At 70.9% G+C, this 15251-nt stretch carries 13 protein-coding genes; 6 read left to right on the plus strand and 7 right to left on the minus strand.

From position 1 onward, the window contains the following. Positions 1-18 precede the first annotated feature (18 nt). Positions 19-357, plus strand: a complete 339-nt coding sequence (locus ACIGXE_RS12540; RefSeq protein ID WP_399746262.1) for an Lsr2 family protein — start codon at positions 19-21, stop codon at positions 355-357. Here ACIGXE_RS12540 and ACIGXE_RS12545 read toward each other — a convergent pair. Further along, entirely contained in the window at positions 336-974 is a 639-nt protein-coding gene (locus ACIGXE_RS12545; protein ID WP_399746264.1) for an SCO3374 family protein, read from the minus strand. The genes ACIGXE_RS12540 and ACIGXE_RS12545 overlap by 22 nt on opposite strands. A 463-nt stretch (positions 975-1437) precedes the next feature. Between ACIGXE_RS12545 and ACIGXE_RS12550 the strand changes: the two genes are divergently transcribed. Beyond that, positions 1438-3960 (plus strand): ATP-dependent Clp protease ATP-binding subunit, encoded by a 2523-nt coding sequence (locus ACIGXE_RS12550; protein WP_399746266.1) that lies wholly within the window; start codon positions 1438-1440, stop codon positions 3958-3960. A 94-nt stretch (positions 3961-4054) separates the two neighbouring features. Here ACIGXE_RS12550 and ACIGXE_RS12555 read toward each other — a convergent pair whose 3' ends face one another. Next, positions 4055-6988 (minus strand): NACHT domain-containing protein, encoded by a 2934-nt coding sequence (locus ACIGXE_RS12555; protein WP_399746268.1) that lies wholly within the window; start codon positions 6986-6988, stop codon positions 4055-4057. Between the two features lie 485 nt (positions 6989-7473). Here ACIGXE_RS12555 and ACIGXE_RS12560 point away from each other — a divergent pair, with 485 nt between their 5' ends. Beyond that, entirely contained in the window at positions 7474-8187 is a 714-nt protein-coding gene (locus tag ACIGXE_RS12560) for a M23 family metallopeptidase (protein WP_399746270.1), read from the plus strand. An 11-nt stretch (positions 8188-8198) separates the two neighbouring features. Here ACIGXE_RS12560 and ACIGXE_RS12565 read toward each other — a convergent pair whose 3' ends face one another. Next, positions 8199-8762, minus strand: a complete 564-nt coding sequence (locus tag ACIGXE_RS12565; protein ID WP_399746272.1) for a TetR/AcrR family transcriptional regulator — start codon at positions 8760-8762, stop codon at positions 8199-8201. Positions 8763-8868: 106 nt separating this feature from the next. Here ACIGXE_RS12565 and ACIGXE_RS12570 point away from each other — a divergent pair, with 106 nt between their 5' ends. The 3 genes from ACIGXE_RS12570 (at position 8869) to ACIGXE_RS12580 (ending at position 11495) form a co-directional block, all read left to right on the plus strand. After that, a complete protein-coding gene (locus ACIGXE_RS12570) occupies positions 8869-10449 on the plus strand; it encodes an MDR family MFS transporter (protein ID WP_399746274.1) in 1581 nt (526 codons plus the stop codon). A gap of 154 nt (positions 10450-10603) precedes the next feature. After that, positions 10604-11017 carry an AraC family transcriptional regulator gene (locus ACIGXE_RS12575; protein ID WP_399746376.1) on the plus strand — a complete coding sequence of 138 codons (414 nt, stop codon included), beginning with the start codon at positions 10604-10606 and terminating at the stop codon, positions 11015-11017. A gap of 28 nt (positions 11018-11045) precedes the next feature. Further along, positions 11046-11495, plus strand: a complete 450-nt coding sequence (locus tag ACIGXE_RS12580) for a VOC family protein (RefSeq protein WP_399746276.1) — start codon at positions 11046-11048, stop codon at positions 11493-11495. Between the two features lie 94 nt (positions 11496-11589). Here ACIGXE_RS12580 and cseC read toward each other — a convergent pair whose 3' ends face one another. Genes cseC through ACIGXE_RS12600 form a run of 4 tightly spaced genes read right to left on the minus strand, consistent with a single transcriptional unit; the run spans position 11590 to position 14899 of the window. Then, on the minus strand, positions 11590-12909 hold the full coding sequence (gene cseC, locus ACIGXE_RS12585; RefSeq protein ID WP_399746278.1) for a two-component system sensor histidine kinase CseC: 1320 nt from the start codon (positions 12907-12909) through the stop codon (positions 11590-11592). Continuing rightward, complete coding sequence (gene cseB, locus ACIGXE_RS12590; protein WP_399746280.1) at positions 12906-13604, minus strand: two-component system response regulator CseB; 699 nt, start codon at positions 13602-13604, stop codon at positions 12906-12908. Before cseB ends, cseC begins: the two co-directional genes overlap by 4 nt. Before the next feature lie 36 nt (positions 13605-13640). After that, positions 13641-14273 carry a hypothetical protein gene (locus ACIGXE_RS12595; protein ID WP_399746281.1) on the minus strand — a complete coding sequence of 211 codons (633 nt, stop codon included), beginning with the start codon at positions 14271-14273 and terminating at the stop codon, positions 13641-13643. Between the two features lie 44 nt (positions 14274-14317). After that, positions 14318-14899 (minus strand): SigE family RNA polymerase sigma factor, encoded by a 582-nt coding sequence (locus tag ACIGXE_RS12600; RefSeq protein ID WP_365345866.1) that lies wholly within the window; start codon positions 14897-14899, stop codon positions 14318-14320. Positions 14900-15251: the final 352 nt, after the last annotated feature.

Below are 15251 nucleotides of genomic sequence, written 5' to 3' on the forward strand. Positions count from 1 at the left end.
TCGATGAAAGGAAATCCGGTGGCACAGAAGGTTCAGGTCCTTCTTGTCGACGACCTCGACGGCGGCGAGGCGGACGAGACCGTGACGTTCGCGCTGGACGGCAAGTCCTACGAGATCGACCTCACCACCGCCAACGCGGACAAGCTCCGTGACCTGCTCGAGCCGTACACCAAGAGTGGCCGTCGTACCGGCGGGCGCAGCGCCGGTGCCCGTGGCAAGGGTCGCGTCGCCGCTTCCGGCGCCAGCCCGGACACCGCGAAGATCCGCGCGTGGGCCAAGGAGAACGGTTACAACGTGAACGACCGCGGCCGCGTGCCCGCGGACATCAAGCAGGCCTACGAGGACGCGAACCGCTGAGCGGTCAGCTGCCGAGCGCCCGTCCCCGGCTCCGGCCGGCGGCCCCGGGCGGCGTCCAGCAGCCGGGCACGATGGCACTCGGCGGCGGCGACGGAAACGAGCCGCGCCAGACAGGGGGCGGCCCCTTCCGCCGCGGCACGCCCCCGCAGCGGGGGCCGCAGGGCCGGCAGCGAGGACTCGACCTCGCGCCCCGGCTCCGGGGCCCTCAGCCACACCGCGGCGCCCGGCGCGCCGGAGCCGCTCCGACCGGTGGGTCTCCAGCCAGGGGGCAGGGGGGCGGTCATCCGGCCGTCGGCGCCCAGCATCCCCAGATCCAGTGAGATCCCGCCCCACTCCAGCCAGTCCAGGAGTCCGGGCAGCTCCTCCGCGCTCCCCGCGGCCACGAGCAGCCGCATCCGCCGGCCCATGAGAGCCACCGGGCCGACGGCGGCCCCCATCCGGCGCAGCACGCCCCGGCCGGCCGCCGCGGGCAGCTCCAGGACGTCGAAGCGGAGCCCCGTCACCAGCTGCACCGGGGGTCCGGCCGCGGTCGCCCAGCCCAGCTCGTGCTCGTACCACCGCGCCGGCGCCCCGCCGCTGTCGAGCGGCGAGCGGGGGAGAGGGACGGTGAGAGCCATACCGAGGGAACGCCGCCGGGGGCCCGCGGGTTACGCCTCCGGTCACGCACCGTCCTCGATCCGGAGCTCTCGGTGTCCATGATGGGGGCGTACGGGTGCATTCGAGAGCGCAAGGTTGTTCGCCCGTAGCGGAGGGAACCGGGGTGTGCCGCATGGAGTGTCAGTCCTTACGGGTAAGACATTCCATGTGAGGAGGGGCGTCTCGCGGGCTGAAGCGTCTCACGTTCGCCATCGGCGTACTGGAGGCGCGGGTAACAGCTTGGCCTGCGGGAACATCGTCTCGCACCATCGAGTTGGAGCATTTGTCGGCTGTTCGGCAGCAGGTCTCCCCAAGAAGTAAGGGGGTGATCCGGACGGATGTCGGCAGTTGGAATGAGCGGTCCCCGCTTGCGGGACTAAGCTGCGGAAGGACAGGGAGGGGATCGACCCCTAACTGACTGACCGCTCTGAGGAGCGATTAACGATGTTCGAGAGGTTCACCGACCGCGCGCGGCGGGTTGTCGTCCTGGCTCAGGAAGAAGCCCGGATGCTCAACCACAACTACATCGGCACCGAGCACATCCTCCTGGGCCTTATCCACGAGGGTGAGGGTGTCGCCGCTAAGGCCCTGGAGAGCCTCGGGATTTCGCTCGAGGCGGTCCGCCAGCAGGTGGAGGAGATCATCGGCCAGGGCCAGCAGGCCCCGTCCGGGCACATCCCCTTCACCCCTCGTGCCAAGAAGGTCCTGGAGCTGTCGCTCCGGGAGGCCCTCCAGCTCGGCCACAACTACATCGGCACCGAGCACATCCTGCTCGGCCTGATCCGCGAGGGCGAGGGCGTCGCCGCCCAGGTCCTCGTGAAGCTGGGCGCCGATCTCAACCGGGTGCGGCAGCAGGTCATCCAGCTGCTCTCCGGCTACCAGGGCAAGGAAGCCGCCACCGCCGGCGGTCCTGCCGAGGGCACCCCCTCGACGTCCCTGGTCCTCGACCAGTTCGGCCGCAACCTCACCCAGGCGGCCCGCGAGTCCAAGCTCGACCCGGTCATCGGGCGCGAGAAGGAGATCGAGCGGGTCATGCAGGTGCTGTCCCGCCGTACGAAGAACAACCCGGTCCTCATCGGCGAGCCCGGCGTCGGCAAGACGGCGGTCGTCGAGGGCCTGGCCCAGGCGATCGTCAAGGGCGAGGTGCCCGAGACCCTCAAGGACAAGCACCTCTACACCCTGGACCTCGGCGCGCTGGTCGCCGGCTCCCGCTACCGCGGTGACTTCGAGGAGCGCCTCAAGAAGGTCCTCAAGGAGATCCGCACCCGCGGCGACATCATCCTGTTCATCGACGAGCTCCACACCCTGGTGGGTGCGGGTGCCGCCGAGGGCGCGATCGACGCCGCCAGCATCCTCAAGCCGATGCTGGCCCGCGGTGAGCTCCAGACCATCGGTGCCACCACGCTCGACGAGTACCGGAAGTACCTGGAGAAGGACGCCGCGCTGGAGCGCCGCTTCCAGCCCATCCAGGTCGCCGAGCCGTCGCTGCCGCACACGATCGAGATCCTCAAGGGTCTGCGTGACCGGTACGAGGCCCACCACCGGGTCTCCATCACGGACGAGGCCCTCGTCCAGGCCGCGACCCTGGCCGACCGCTACATCTCCGACCGCTTCCTGCCGGACAAGGCGATCGACCTGATCGACGAGGCCGGTTCCCGGATGCGCATCCGCCGGATGACCGCGCCGCCGGACCTCCGCGAGTTCGACGAGAAGATCGCCGCCGTCCGCCGGGACAAGGAGTCCGCGATCGACTCGCAGGACTTCGAGAAGGCCGCCTCCCTGCGCGACAAGGAGAAGCAGCTCCTCGCCGCGAAGACCAAGCGGGAGAAGGAGTGGAAGGCCGGCGACATGGACGTCGTCGCCGAGGTCGACGGCGAGCTGATCGCCGAGGTCCTCGCGACCGCCACCGGCATCCCGGTCTTCAAGCTGACCGAGGAGGAGTCCTCGCGTCTGCTCCGCATGGAGGACGAGCTCCACAAGCGCGTCATCGGCCAGAAGGACGCCGTCATCGGTCTCTCGCGCGCCATCCGGCGTACGCGAGCCGGCCTGAAGGACCCGAAGCGTCCCGGTGGTTCGTTCATCTTCGCCGGCCCGTCCGGTGTCGGTAAGACCGAGCTGTCCAAGGCGCTCGCCGAATTCCTCTTCGGCGACGAGGACGCGATGATCTCCCTCGACATGTCGGAGTTCAGCGAGAAGCACACCGTCTCGCGTCTGTTCGGTTCTCCGCCCGGATACGTCGGCTACGAAGAGGGCGGCCAGCTCACCGAGAAGGTGCGCCGCAAGCCGTTCTCCGTGGTCCTCTTCGACGAGGTCGAGAAGGCCCACCCCGATATCTTCAATTCCCTTCTCCAGATCCTGGAGGACGGTCGCCTGACCGACTCCCAGGGCCGGGTCGTGGACTTCAAGAACACGGTCATCATCATGACGACCAACCTCGGGACCAGGGACATCTCGAAGGGCTTCAACCTCGGCTTCGCGGCCCAGGGCGACACGAAGTCCAACTACGAGCGGATGAAGGCGAAGGTCAGCGACGAGCTGAAGCAGCACTTCCGCCCGGAGTTCCTCAACCGTGTGGACGACATCATCGTCTTCCCGCAGCTGACCCAGGACGACATCCTCCAGATCGTCGACCTCATGATCGGCCGCGTCGACGAGCGCCTGAAGGACCGGGACATGGGCATCGAGCTCTCCCAGTCCGCGAAGGAGCTCCTCGCGAAGAAGGGCTACGACCCCGTGCTCGGCGCCCGTCCGCTCCGCCGGACGATCCAGCGCGAGATCGAGGACAGCCTGTCCGAGAAGATCCTCTTCGGCGACCTGCGCCCCGGCCACATCGTGGTCGTGGACACGGAGGGCGAGGGCGAGGAGCGCACGTTCACCTTCCGCGGCGAGGAGAAGTCGGCCCTGCCGGACGTCCCTCCGGTGGAGGCGGCGGGCGGGCCCGGCCCGAACCTGTCCAAGGACGCGTGACGCCACGCTGAGCGGCTGAACTGCCGAAGGGGCGGCCCCGGGATCCGAGAGGATCCCGGGGCCGCCCCTTTTCCGTGCCGCGGGTCTTCTCCCGTCAGGCCGTCACGACCCGGACCTGACCCGCCTCGTCGACGAGTTCGAGCCGTTCCAGAGACGGGCAGCTCCGCTCCAGCCGTGCGAGCTCCGGTTCGTCGAAGTACTCGAGACGGACCGTCCGCACCCCCGCCAGGACGACGTCCTCCGGGCACGACGGGAGATGGTCTTCCGCGACGGCGAGGGTGCGCAGCCCCGGGAGGGTGGCGAGCGCGCGCCAGGTGTCGGCGGAGAAGTCGACCGGCTGCACGTCCCACAGGTTCAGCGAGGTCAGGGCGGGGAGCCCGGCCAGTCTCCCCAGACCGTCCGCCGGCAGGGTGTCCGGCAGGTCGAGGTGGCCGAGAGGGGCTCGCGCGGGCAGGTCGTCCGTGGACCAGACGGCGTCGAAGCGCAGCCGCAGGGTGAGCGACCGCAGGCGGGTCACGGTCCGCAGGGCCGACAGATCGGGCCGCTGCCCGTCGCGCTGAAGGGTGAGGGACCAGGGATCGCACGCGGTGAGGAGCCGGGCGAGAGCGTCTGCCGGAAGGTTCTCGTCGACTTCGAGCAGGGAACGGCCCAGTTCCAGCCGGAGCAACTCGTCGACGTGTTCGGCGCTCTTCACGTAGTACCGGAGCCCGCTCGGATCGAGCCGCCTGACGACCTCCTCCGCGTACGCGCGGGCGTCGAATTCGGACCAGGCGTAGATCAGCTGGGACCGGATGCGCAGGGCGGGGTGGGCGGCGAAGCGCGCCAGGTAGGGGAGGGCCGCGTCGCCGCGGATGTGGCAGGCCGTGATCACCGAGTGGTACGCGTCCCGGTCGTTCAGCTCCTCGGGCTCGCCGAGCAGCCGCAGGACCGCCGGACCGCCGGTCGCCAGATGCCGCGCCTCCTCGATCGAGCGGGGCGGGATCACCTCGGCGGTCCGGGCCAGGATCTCCCTGCGCACGCGCGGGGCGACCTCCGTGGCGTGGTCGAGGGCGGTCGCCGCGAGGACCAGGACGCGCAGCTGCGTCTCGCGGTCCTTGGCGGCGTCGGCGGCGGCCAGCAGCTCGCCCAGGATGTCGGCGCACTCCCGGGGGCGGGCGTGGCCGACCGCCATGCGGATGACGTCCTCCCACTGGTCGTCGGAGGCGTGGCCGGTGAGGACGCCGATGTCCCACTGCTCGACCAGGGCCTTGGCCGCCAGGTAGTCCTGGAAGGTGCGGTGGACGAAGTCGACCGTGTCCGCGGTCGGCTCGCGCAGCAGGCCGCTGCGCTGCAGGAGGTGGCTGAAGACCGCGTCGGGTTCGTACGCGGAGGCCTCCTGGACGGCGAGGACGGCCGAGTGCACGAGCGACTCGGCGTGTCCGCGGTCCATCTGGGTGCGGCCGTTGAGCGTGAGCCAGTACGCGAGCCGCTGGATCAGCTGGATCTGCGCGGCCTCGCTCAGCGTGATGCCCGAGGGACTGCCCATGTCCCGCTCCCGGTCGCGGCGGCTGAGCAGCATCGACAGGGCCGCTTCGTAGAGCGCCATCCGGCCCCGGGGGAGAAAGCCCCGGCGGTCGCGGTGGAGGGCGCAGATGAGGCCGCACATCAGGGGGTTCGTGGCGAGGCGGGCGACGTCCTCGGTGGTGCGGAGGGCGTCGAGCAGGGGTTGCTCGTACGGAGCGGCGTCGGGACCGGCGGCCCGGTGCCAGCGCTGTACGAACGTGGCCACCTCGGCGCTGGACATCGCGGAGAGCGTGAGCTCGGTGAAGCCGTCGGAGGCCAGCCAGTCGTCGCCCACGGCCGTGGGGCGCGAGGTCACCAGCCAGCGGTTGCCGTGCCCGTAGGCGGCCAGGAGGTCGCGCAGCCATCGGCGGGCTCTGGCGCGTTCGGCCTCGGGGATCTCGTCGATGCCGTCGACGAGGACCAGGCCACGTCCGGCGGCCAGGACCCGGTCGACCCAGCCCTCGGGGGCGGTGAGGGGGCAGCCGGCGGCGGAGAGGAAGTCCTGGGCGGCCGGGAGCCGCTCGCCGTGCCGGGTGAGGGTGCGCAGGGGGAGGACGAAGGGGATGCGGCCGTGGAGGTAGTCCATCCCTTCCGTTCGGCCGTGGGCCGCCGCCGAGGTGGTCAGCCACTGCACGAGGGTCGTCTTGCCGGAGCCGGCCAGTCCGCGCAGGAGGATCCGGTCGTGCCGGGCGAGGGCGAGGTCGGCGCGTACGGTGTCCCGCTGCGGGGGAATCAGGCGCCCTTCCTCTTCGAGGGTCCCGACGGTCGGGTCCGCCCCGGTCGCCTCCAGCGACAGGTACGCCATGTCCAGCGGCCACTCGTCCGGCGAGTGGTGCAGGTCGATGCCGTAGATGGTGAGGCGGCCGTGCTTGTGCGCCAGCTGGTCGAGGTAGCGGCGCTCGAAGGCGGCGTCCCGGACGTCCGGGTGCGGAACGCGGGCGAGGAGGGTGTCGGTCTTCGCGTGCAGGGCCGCCTGGCCGCGGGACTGTTCCACGAGGGTCCGGGGCACGAAGGTGGAGCGCTGGGTGAAGAACTCCAGGATGTGGCGGCAGGCCGCCTCGGTGACCGCGTCCAGGAAGAGGACGGAGGCGGTGGCCAGGCCGTCCGGGGGTGGCGCGGCGGCCCGCAGGCGCTGGGCGAGGGCGTGGTGGCCGAGGCGGACGGCCTGGACGTCGTCCATGTCGAGGTCGCCCAGGGCGAGGAGGGTGGCCGCGAGGGCGTCGGTGACGGCCTCGGTCTCGTCCGCGGGGAAGGGGGCCTCGCCCGGGCCCGTGGCGGCCCGTTCCACCAGGGTGGCGGCGAGGCGACGGACGTCCTTTTCGGTCAGCGTGCGCTTCTCGCCGCGGAAGGAGACGAGGCCGGAGAGCCGGACGCGGCGGGCCGAGCCGGGGAGGCCGGCCCCGGCGCCCTCGCTGACCAGCAGTTTCTTCAACAGCGGTGTGATCGCGCCGCCGGCGAGGCGGGCGCCGATGAGCGCCGGATCCATTGGTGTCCCCCCGCGGTCTCCGCGTCCGTACCCGAAGGCGTCAGCGTAGTGCGGGACGGGGCCTCGGAGGGCTCGGTCGCGTGACCCAGGTCGCAATGGCGGGGGCGCCGTGGTGACAAGGCGCACAGGCGTTTCGAAGGGTACTAGGCGGAATAGTGGCGACTTTTGGTCTGGATTCGGGACGTTCGGGACGCAACCGGCGGGACTTCCGTCCCGGATGGGGCGGAAGCGGACGCGGGCCTGCGTTTCGGGCCGTTCGCGGGGCCGCGACATGGGGTTAAACAGGTCTACGCGGGTCGCTTTGTCCGATTTCGTCCGCCCTCGGGAAGCTCGTCAAGAGCTGAACTTCCTGGGAGATCGCTACGACGTGATGTCGTAGATGGGGTGTTTTGGCCGGGATGGGAGTCCGGGTTACCAAGGATGAGCAAGCCCGACGCCGAACCCTTTCGCGTCGGGTCCCGTTCTGTCCGGAGGTTCTCCCCCGTATGTCGAAGCGCGTCACGAAGCCCAGCATCCGTACCACCGCCGTCGCCCTCGCCGCCGCGGGTCTGGGAGCGTCGCTGGTGGCCGGTGCCGGCTCCGCGTTCGCCGCCGAGGGCAACGCCGCCGTCGCGAAGCCGCAGACCGCGGTCGCCGCCCTGGCCAAGCAGGCCGACGTCCAGGCCCAGGTCGCCGCGCAGCTCAAGGCCGCCCAGGTCAAGGCCGCGCAGGTCAAGGCCGCTCAGGTGAAGGTCGCCGCCGCCAAGGCGCAGGCCAAGCCCGTCGCCGCCAAGAAGGTCGCGTCCTGGATCAAGCCGGTCAGCTCCTACACCCTGACCGCCAGCTTCAACCAGGGCGGCGCCATGTGGGCCCACAAGCACTCCGGCCAGGACTTCGCCGTTCCGGTCGGCACTCCCGTCAAGGCGGCCGCCTCCGGCACCGTCGTGAAGGCCGGCCCGTACGGTGGCGGTGACGGCCCCGCGTACGGCAACGCCATCGTGATCAAGCACGCCAACGGTACGTACTCGCAGTACGCCCACCTGTCGAAGATCAAGGTCAGCATCGGCCAGAAGGTCGCCGTCGGCCAGCAGATCGCGCTGTCGGGCAACACCGGCAACTCGTCCGGCCCGCACCTTCACTTCGAGATCCGCACCACCCCGAACTACGGCTCCGCCGTGAACCCGGCCGCGTTCCTGCGGGCGCACGGCGTCACCATCTGACGCCTGACGGTCTACCGGCCCTGATGGGCCTGACCGATCAGATCGAGGGCGACCTCGAGGACGGCTTCCTGCTTCTCCTCGGGGTCGCCCTCGACGTGCTGCATGAAGAAGGCGCCGGCGTGCAGCGTGAAGATCGCGCTGACCGAGCGGACCTTGTCCGTCATCGCGAAGTCCTCGTCCTGGAGCAGCCCCGACAGCGCGATCATGCGCCGCTTGAAGGTGAGGCCGACGCTCAGCTTGCCGACCGCGGCCTGGTTCTCCTGCATGAAGCGGAAGAGCGGGGCCGCGGCGAGCAGCGCCTGCTGGTAGCGGCGGAGGACCTCCTGCCGGGTCTCCAGGGTGCGCGGCTGGTCGCCCGCCCAGTCGATCAGCTCGTCCATGGGACGGGTGAGGTCCTCGAAGATGCTGACGAGGATGTCTTCCTTCGTCTTGAAGTGGTAGTACAGCGCGGCTTTGGTGACGTCGAGGCGCTCGGCGATCTCGCGCAGGGAGGTCGTCTCGTATCCCTGCTCGGCGAAGAGTTCGAGGGCAACGTCCTGGATGCGCTGACGGGTGTTGCCTCGGGCCTGGGCCATGGTCGCTCGCTTCCACCAAACTTACTTGACGACCGGCTAGTTACCGGTCTACCTTCCCCAGTGTAGTAACTAGCCGGGCGGCAAGTAAGGAAGTGACGGGGACGACATGGCAACGACCGAGAAACCGACCACAGCAGCAGAGGAGACGGCCGACCAGCCGCGCAGCGTCCGCGTCGTCCTCCTGGCCCTCATGATCGCGATGCTGCTCGCGATGCTGGACAACATGATCATCGGCACCGCGATGCCGACGATCGTCGGCGAGCTCGGCGGCCTGGAGCACCTCTCCTGGGTCGTCACCGCCTACACCCTGGCCACCGCCGCCTCCACCCCGATCTGGGGCAAGCTCGGCGACATGTTCGGCCGGAAGAGCGTCTTCCTCACCTCGATCGTGATCTTCCTGATCGGTTCGGCGCTCAGCGGCATGGCCCAGGACATGGGCCAGCTCATCGGCTTCCGCGCCGTGCAGGGCCTGGGCGCCGGCGGTCTGATGGTCGGCGTCATGGCGATCATCGGCGACCTGATCCCGCCCCGGGACCGCGGCAAGTACCAGGGCATGATGGCCGGCATCATGGCGCTCGCCATGATCGGCGGACCGCTGGTCGGCGGCACCATCACCGACCACTGGGGCTGGCGCTGGTCCTTCTACATCAACCTGCCGCTCGGCGCGGTCGCCCTCGCGATGCTGGCCACCGTGCTGCACCTGCCGAGGAAGCAGCGCGCCGCCGGCACCCGGATCGACTTCCTCGGCGCCGCCCTCCTGACCCTCGGCATCACCGCGATCGTCCTGGTCACCACCTGGGGCGGCACCGAGTACGCCTGGGGCTCGGCCACCATCGTCGGCCTCGCCGTCGGCGGCGTCGCGGCCCTCGCCGCCTTCCTCTTCGTCGAGACCCGGGCGAGCGACCCGATCATGCCGCTGCACATCTTCCGCAGCCGCAACTTCACCCTGATGTCCGTGATCGGCTTCCTCACCGGCTTCGTGATGTTCGGCGCGGTGCTCTTCCTGCCGCTGTTCCAGCAGTCCGTGCAGGGCGCCTCCGCGACCAACTCCGGCCTGCTGCTCCTGCCGATGCTGCTGTCGATGATGGTCGTCTCGATGATCGCCGGCCGGGTCACCACCACCAGCGGCAAGTACAAGATCTTCCCGATCGCCGGCGGCGCGTTCATGGTCGTCGGCCTGTACCTGCTGTCCACGATGGACACCGACACCACCCGCCTCGTCTCGGGCGTCTACATGGCCGTGCTGGGCGCCGGCATGGGCTTCCTGATGCAGATCACGATGCTGGTCGCGCAGAACAGCGTCGAGATGAGGGACATGGGCGTCGCCTCCTCGTCGACCACGCTCTTCCGGACCCTCGGCTCCTCCTTCGGCGTCGCGATCATGGGCGCCCTGTTCAACCACCAGGTCCAGAGCGAGATGGCCGCCCGCGGCGGCAGCGCCGCGACCGCCCGCTCGGCGCAGCTCGACGCCGCGAGCCTCGCCAAGCTGCCGGTCGCGGTCCGCGAGGCCTACCAGCACGCGGTGGCCGCCGGCACCCACTCCGCCTTCCTGGTCGGCTCGGTCGTCGCCGTCCTGGGCTTCGTGCTCGCCTTCTTCGTCAAGGAGGTGGCCCTGCGCGGGACCGGCCTCCCCAAGAAGGAGACCGAGGACAGCGACGGCGCGGTCAAGGTCGCCGAGACCGTCTGACCGCACCCCCGCCGAACGACCCGCGGCCCCGTCGTCCCTGTGGACGACGGGGCCGTTGTCAGTGGCGCGTGCCAGGCTTTCGTCCGTGGAGACCAGCACCCCCGCGGGTGCGCGGCTGGCCCTGCTCCGCCGGCTGCGCCTCGCCAAGGACGCGATGGACCGCGACTGGGCCGAGCCGCTCGACCTGGACGCGGTGGCCGGCCATGCCGGCTATTCGCGGTTCCACTTCGTCCGCGCCTTCAAGGCGGCCTACGGGGAGACGCCCGGGCAGTATCTTTCGCGCCGCCGCATCGAGCGGGCGCAGGAGATGCTCCGCACCGCGGATCTGACCGTCACCGAGATATGCGCCCTGGTCGGCTTCAGCAGCCTCGGCACCTTCTCCACCCGCTTCAAGCGGCAGACCGGACTCAGCCCGAGCGAGTACCGCGCCCGGCACGTGGGGCGCGGGGCCGCGCTCATACCCGGCTGCTTCGCCCTGCTGTACGCGGGCGCCTTCCCGGGCCGGGAGCCGCGCGCCCCGGCCGAGCAGCGCTCCCCGGCCGGGCAGCGCAATTCCGAAGAAGCCTGAGGAGTAGGCGGCCGCCTACGGTGGACGCATGATCAAGGGACTGGGCATCACCACCGTCTGGACGCTCGACCAGGAGCGCACCAGGAAGTTCTTCACCGAGAAGCTGGGCTTCGAGGTGCGCACCGACCTCTCCATGGGGTCCATGCGCTGGATCACCGTCGGCGCCGAGGACCAGCCGGACGTCGAGCTGGCCCTGATGAGCCCGGACGGCCCGGCCATGGACGAGGAGTCGGCGACCGCCCTGAAGACGCTGGTCAGCAAGGGGGTGCTGGGCGCCGGGGCGTTCCGCACCGACGACTGCCGGGGGGACTACGAGACCTTCAGGGCGAGGGGGGTGGAGTTCCTCCAGGAGCCGCAGGAGCGGCCGTACGGGATCGAGGCGATCTTCCGCGACGACAACGGCAACTGGTACTCGCTGACCCAGAGGAACGAGGAGCTCGACCTCTCGAAGGACTTCGGGGCCCCGCCCGAGCGCTGATCGGCCCACGCGGCGATCGGGCGGCCCGTGATCGGCCCGCAGGGCGATCCCATCGCGCGCTGCTCGGTCCCGCGCCGATCCGTCCGCGCGGTGGTCAGTCCGGGAACCGCAGCAGCGGGAAGCTGCCCGTGTTCGTCGGGGCGTGGTCCGGCAGCCACAGAACGGCGATGGCGCCGCCCCCGCCGTTCAGCGTGCCCTCGGGGGCCGCGTTGCGGAAGGTGAGGCGGGCGCCGAGGACCCGCGCCTGGCCGGTCGCGATGGTGAGGCCCAGGCCGTGGCCCTGGCCCGCGCGGTCGGGACTGCCCGTACGGAAACGGCTCGGCCCCTCCTTGAGCAGCGCCTCGGGGAAGCCCGGACCGTGGTCCCTGACCCGGACCACCCGGCCCTCGACGGTGACCTCGACCGGGCCGGGGCCCTTGCCGTGCTTGGCGGCGTTGGCGAGCAGATTCCCCAGAATGCGTTCCAGGCGGCGCGGATCGGTGTTGACCCAGGACTCGTGGACGACCCGGACCACCGCCTCGGGATCGAGCACCCGCACCCGCCGCTCGACGAACTCGCCGAGCGCGATCTCCTGGAGCTCGGCCCGCTCCGACGCGCTGTCGAGCCGGGCCACCTCCAGGACGTCCTCGACCAGCGTCCGCATGGCCTGGGCCCGGTCGCGGACCAGCTCGGTCGGGCGGCCCGGCGGCAGCAGTTCGGCCGCCGTGAGCAGCCCGGTCACCGGGGTGCGCAGTTCGTGCGCGATGTCCGCGGTGACCCGCCGCTCGGCCTCGATCCGCTCCTGCAGGGCGTCCGTGAGCCCGTCGATGGCGCGGGCCAGTTCGTCGGTCTCGTCGCGGACGACCCCGCCGACGGCGTCGCGGACCCGTACGTCGGTGTTGCCCTGGGCGACCCGCCCGGCGGCCGCGGCGGCCTTGCGGAGCCGGCGGGACAGCTGGCCGCCGATGAGCACGCCCAGCGCGCAGCCGCCGAAGACCACCGACACCGAGCCGATGATCAGCGCCCGGTCGAGGTCCTTCATGATCGTGGCGCTGCGGTCGGTGAAGGGCACGTGCAGCGACAGCACGTCGCCGTTGGCGAGCGGAACGGCCGCCCACACGTCCGGCGGACCGCTGCGGTGCTCCTGCACGTAGGTGCCGCGGCGCCCGTCACGCATCAGCTGGTCGAGCTGGGGCGGCAGCGCCGGGTCGTTGACCTTGGTGCCGAAGCGCGGCTCCTTCGGCTTGGAGGTCTCGTACACGCGCTGGGCGAACAGCAGCCGCCACATCTGCGCGTCGCGGGCGTTGTCGAGCATCGAGACGCGGGCCGCGTTGTGGACGACGAGGCTGAGCGTGACCGCGATGAGCGCGCCGACCGCCGCGATGGCGACGGCGATCTTCCAGCGGACCCCCGTACGGAGGGCGAGACCCTTCATCCCTTGAGCTTGTAGCCGAAGCCGCGGACCGTCTCGATCCGGTCCTGGCCGATCTTGCTGCGGAGCCGCTGCACGTGCACGTCCACGACGCGGGTGTCGCCGCCCCAGCCGTAGTCCCAGACCCGCTCCAGGAGCTTGTCCCGCGACAGCACCGTGCCCGGCGCCGACGAGAACTCGAGCAGCAGCCGCATCTCCGTCGGGGTGAGCGCGACCGGCGCCCCGCCCTTGCGGACCTCCATGCCCTCGGTGTCGACCTCCAGCTCGCCGAAGACCAGCACCCCGCCCGCGGCCTCGTCCTCGCCGTCGCCGGCGCCCGCGTCCGCCGCGTGGTTGAAGCGGCGCAGCACGGCGCGGATCCGGGCCATGAGCACGGAGCCGTCGAAGGGCTTGGTCACGTAGTCGTCGGCCCCGGCCTCCAGGCCGAGGACCACGTCGATGGAGTCGGCCCGCGCCGACAGCATGATCACCGGAACGGTCGACTCGTCGCGGATGCGCCGGCACAGGCTGACGCCGTCCATGCCGGGCAGCATGACGTCGAGCAGCGCGATGTCGGGCCGGTTCGCCCGGAAGGCCTCCAGACCGGACAGCCCGTCGGGCATGGCGGTCACCGTGAAGCCGTCCCGCTCCAGGGCGAGCTGGGTGGCCTCACGGATGACGTCGTCGTCCTCGACGAACAGGACATGGGTCTCGGCCATGGTGCGTGCGCCTTCCGGGTACTTCGGATCAGGGGGTCAGTTCGAGAGCGACTCGCTCGGCGCGGGGACGGCTCCGTCCATGCCGCCGTCGCCCACCGCCTTGCTGTAGTCGTTGTGCACCCAGTCGTGCTGGGTGAACTTGTTCCCCGTCCAGCGGTAGGTGATCACGTCCTCGCCCGAGGGGTACGCGACCGGGTCGCCCTTCGCGTACACCTGCTTGGTGACGATCAGATCCCCCCGGTCGATCGTCGCGTAGACGGCGGCGTCCTCGGCCATGAAGACGTTCGTGTACCGGTTGTTCTCCTCGCGGAACACGTACGTGCCGATGCCGACCGAGTCCCCGCAGGTCATCAGATTGACGACGACGTCCGGCGCGGTGGAGTTGGTGAGGTTCCCGTAGGAGGTGTCCACCGGGTAGGCGTCCGCCGCGCAGGGCTTCAGATCGGCCTTGACCCGCTCGCCGATCTTCGGGTCGCCCTTGAGGAGCGCGATGGGGTCGACCTTCTTCAGGTTCGTCCCGCCGTCCGTGCCCAGCGACGCCGAGGGGGTGGGGGTGACCGGCGCGGTGGAGGCGGCCTCGTCCGAGCGGGCCGCGCCCTCGTCGCGCGAGCCGGTGCCGCCGGTCGAGCAGCCCGTCACGAGCACGCCGACGGCGGCGAGCCCGGCCACCGCCGCGACGCCCGCCGCCCGCTCTCTGGCACTCCAAGCCGGTCTTAGGCCGCGCACCGCTCCTGCTTCCGCTCGTCGCCTCGTACGGTCGTGCGCTCCAGGACACCCGCGTCCAGAGCCCGGGTGTCGCCCTCGGCGGCCCGGCTCTCCAGTTCCTGGCGCAGTCGGGCCAGGGCGCGGTGGAGCGTGCTCTTCACCGTACCGGTCGACATGCCGAGCGCGGCCGCGGTCTCCTCGGTGCTCATCTGCTCCCAGTGCCGCAGCACGACGACACTGCGCTGCTTGGGCGCGAGCACCTTCAGGATGTCCATGAGCAGGGCGCGGTCGGCGTGCTGCTCGGTGGCGTCCTCGACGCGCGCGTCGGGAAGCTGCTCGGTGGGCACCTCTTCGAGCTTGCGGGCCCGCCACCACTCGGTCCGGGTGTTGATCATGACCCGGCGCAGGTAGGCGTCGGCCAGCGACTTGTCGGCGATGCCGTCCCAGCGGCCGTAGGTGCGGACCAGCGCGGTCTGCAGCAGGTCCTGGGCGTCCACCGGGTCGGGCACGAGACGCCGGGCGCTGCGCAGCAGCGCGTCCTGCCGCGTGCGTACGTACTCCTCGAAATCGAGCACCTCGCCGTGCGCCATCCCGAACCGCCTCCGATCCCCGTGACCAGCCCTGTTTCTCTTACGTCGACGACGCTACGGAGCGGTTGTCACGAGGTTGTGCGGGGCAGCCCTCGGCGGGCGCACGGCTACCCATCGGTTGTGTAACAGCGGATCCAAAGGTTCCGGATCCTTCGGATCGAAGGCGGTACGGGCCGAGGCCCACGGAAGCCGGTGCGGGCCCTCCGGCGGTGGCCGGCGGATACGGCCCGGCGGCCGGCCGGTGGACCCGGGCCGGCGGCAGCCGGTGGACTCGGGCCCGGCGGCAGCCGGTGGGGTCAGGCCGGCGGCAGCCGGTAGCGACTCCAGCCAGTGGCAGCCGGGAACCACTCCA

The organism is Streptomyces sp. NPDC053431 (genome assembly GCF_044544925.1).
GTDB lineage: Bacteria > Actinomycetota > Actinomycetes > Streptomycetales > Streptomycetaceae > Streptomyces.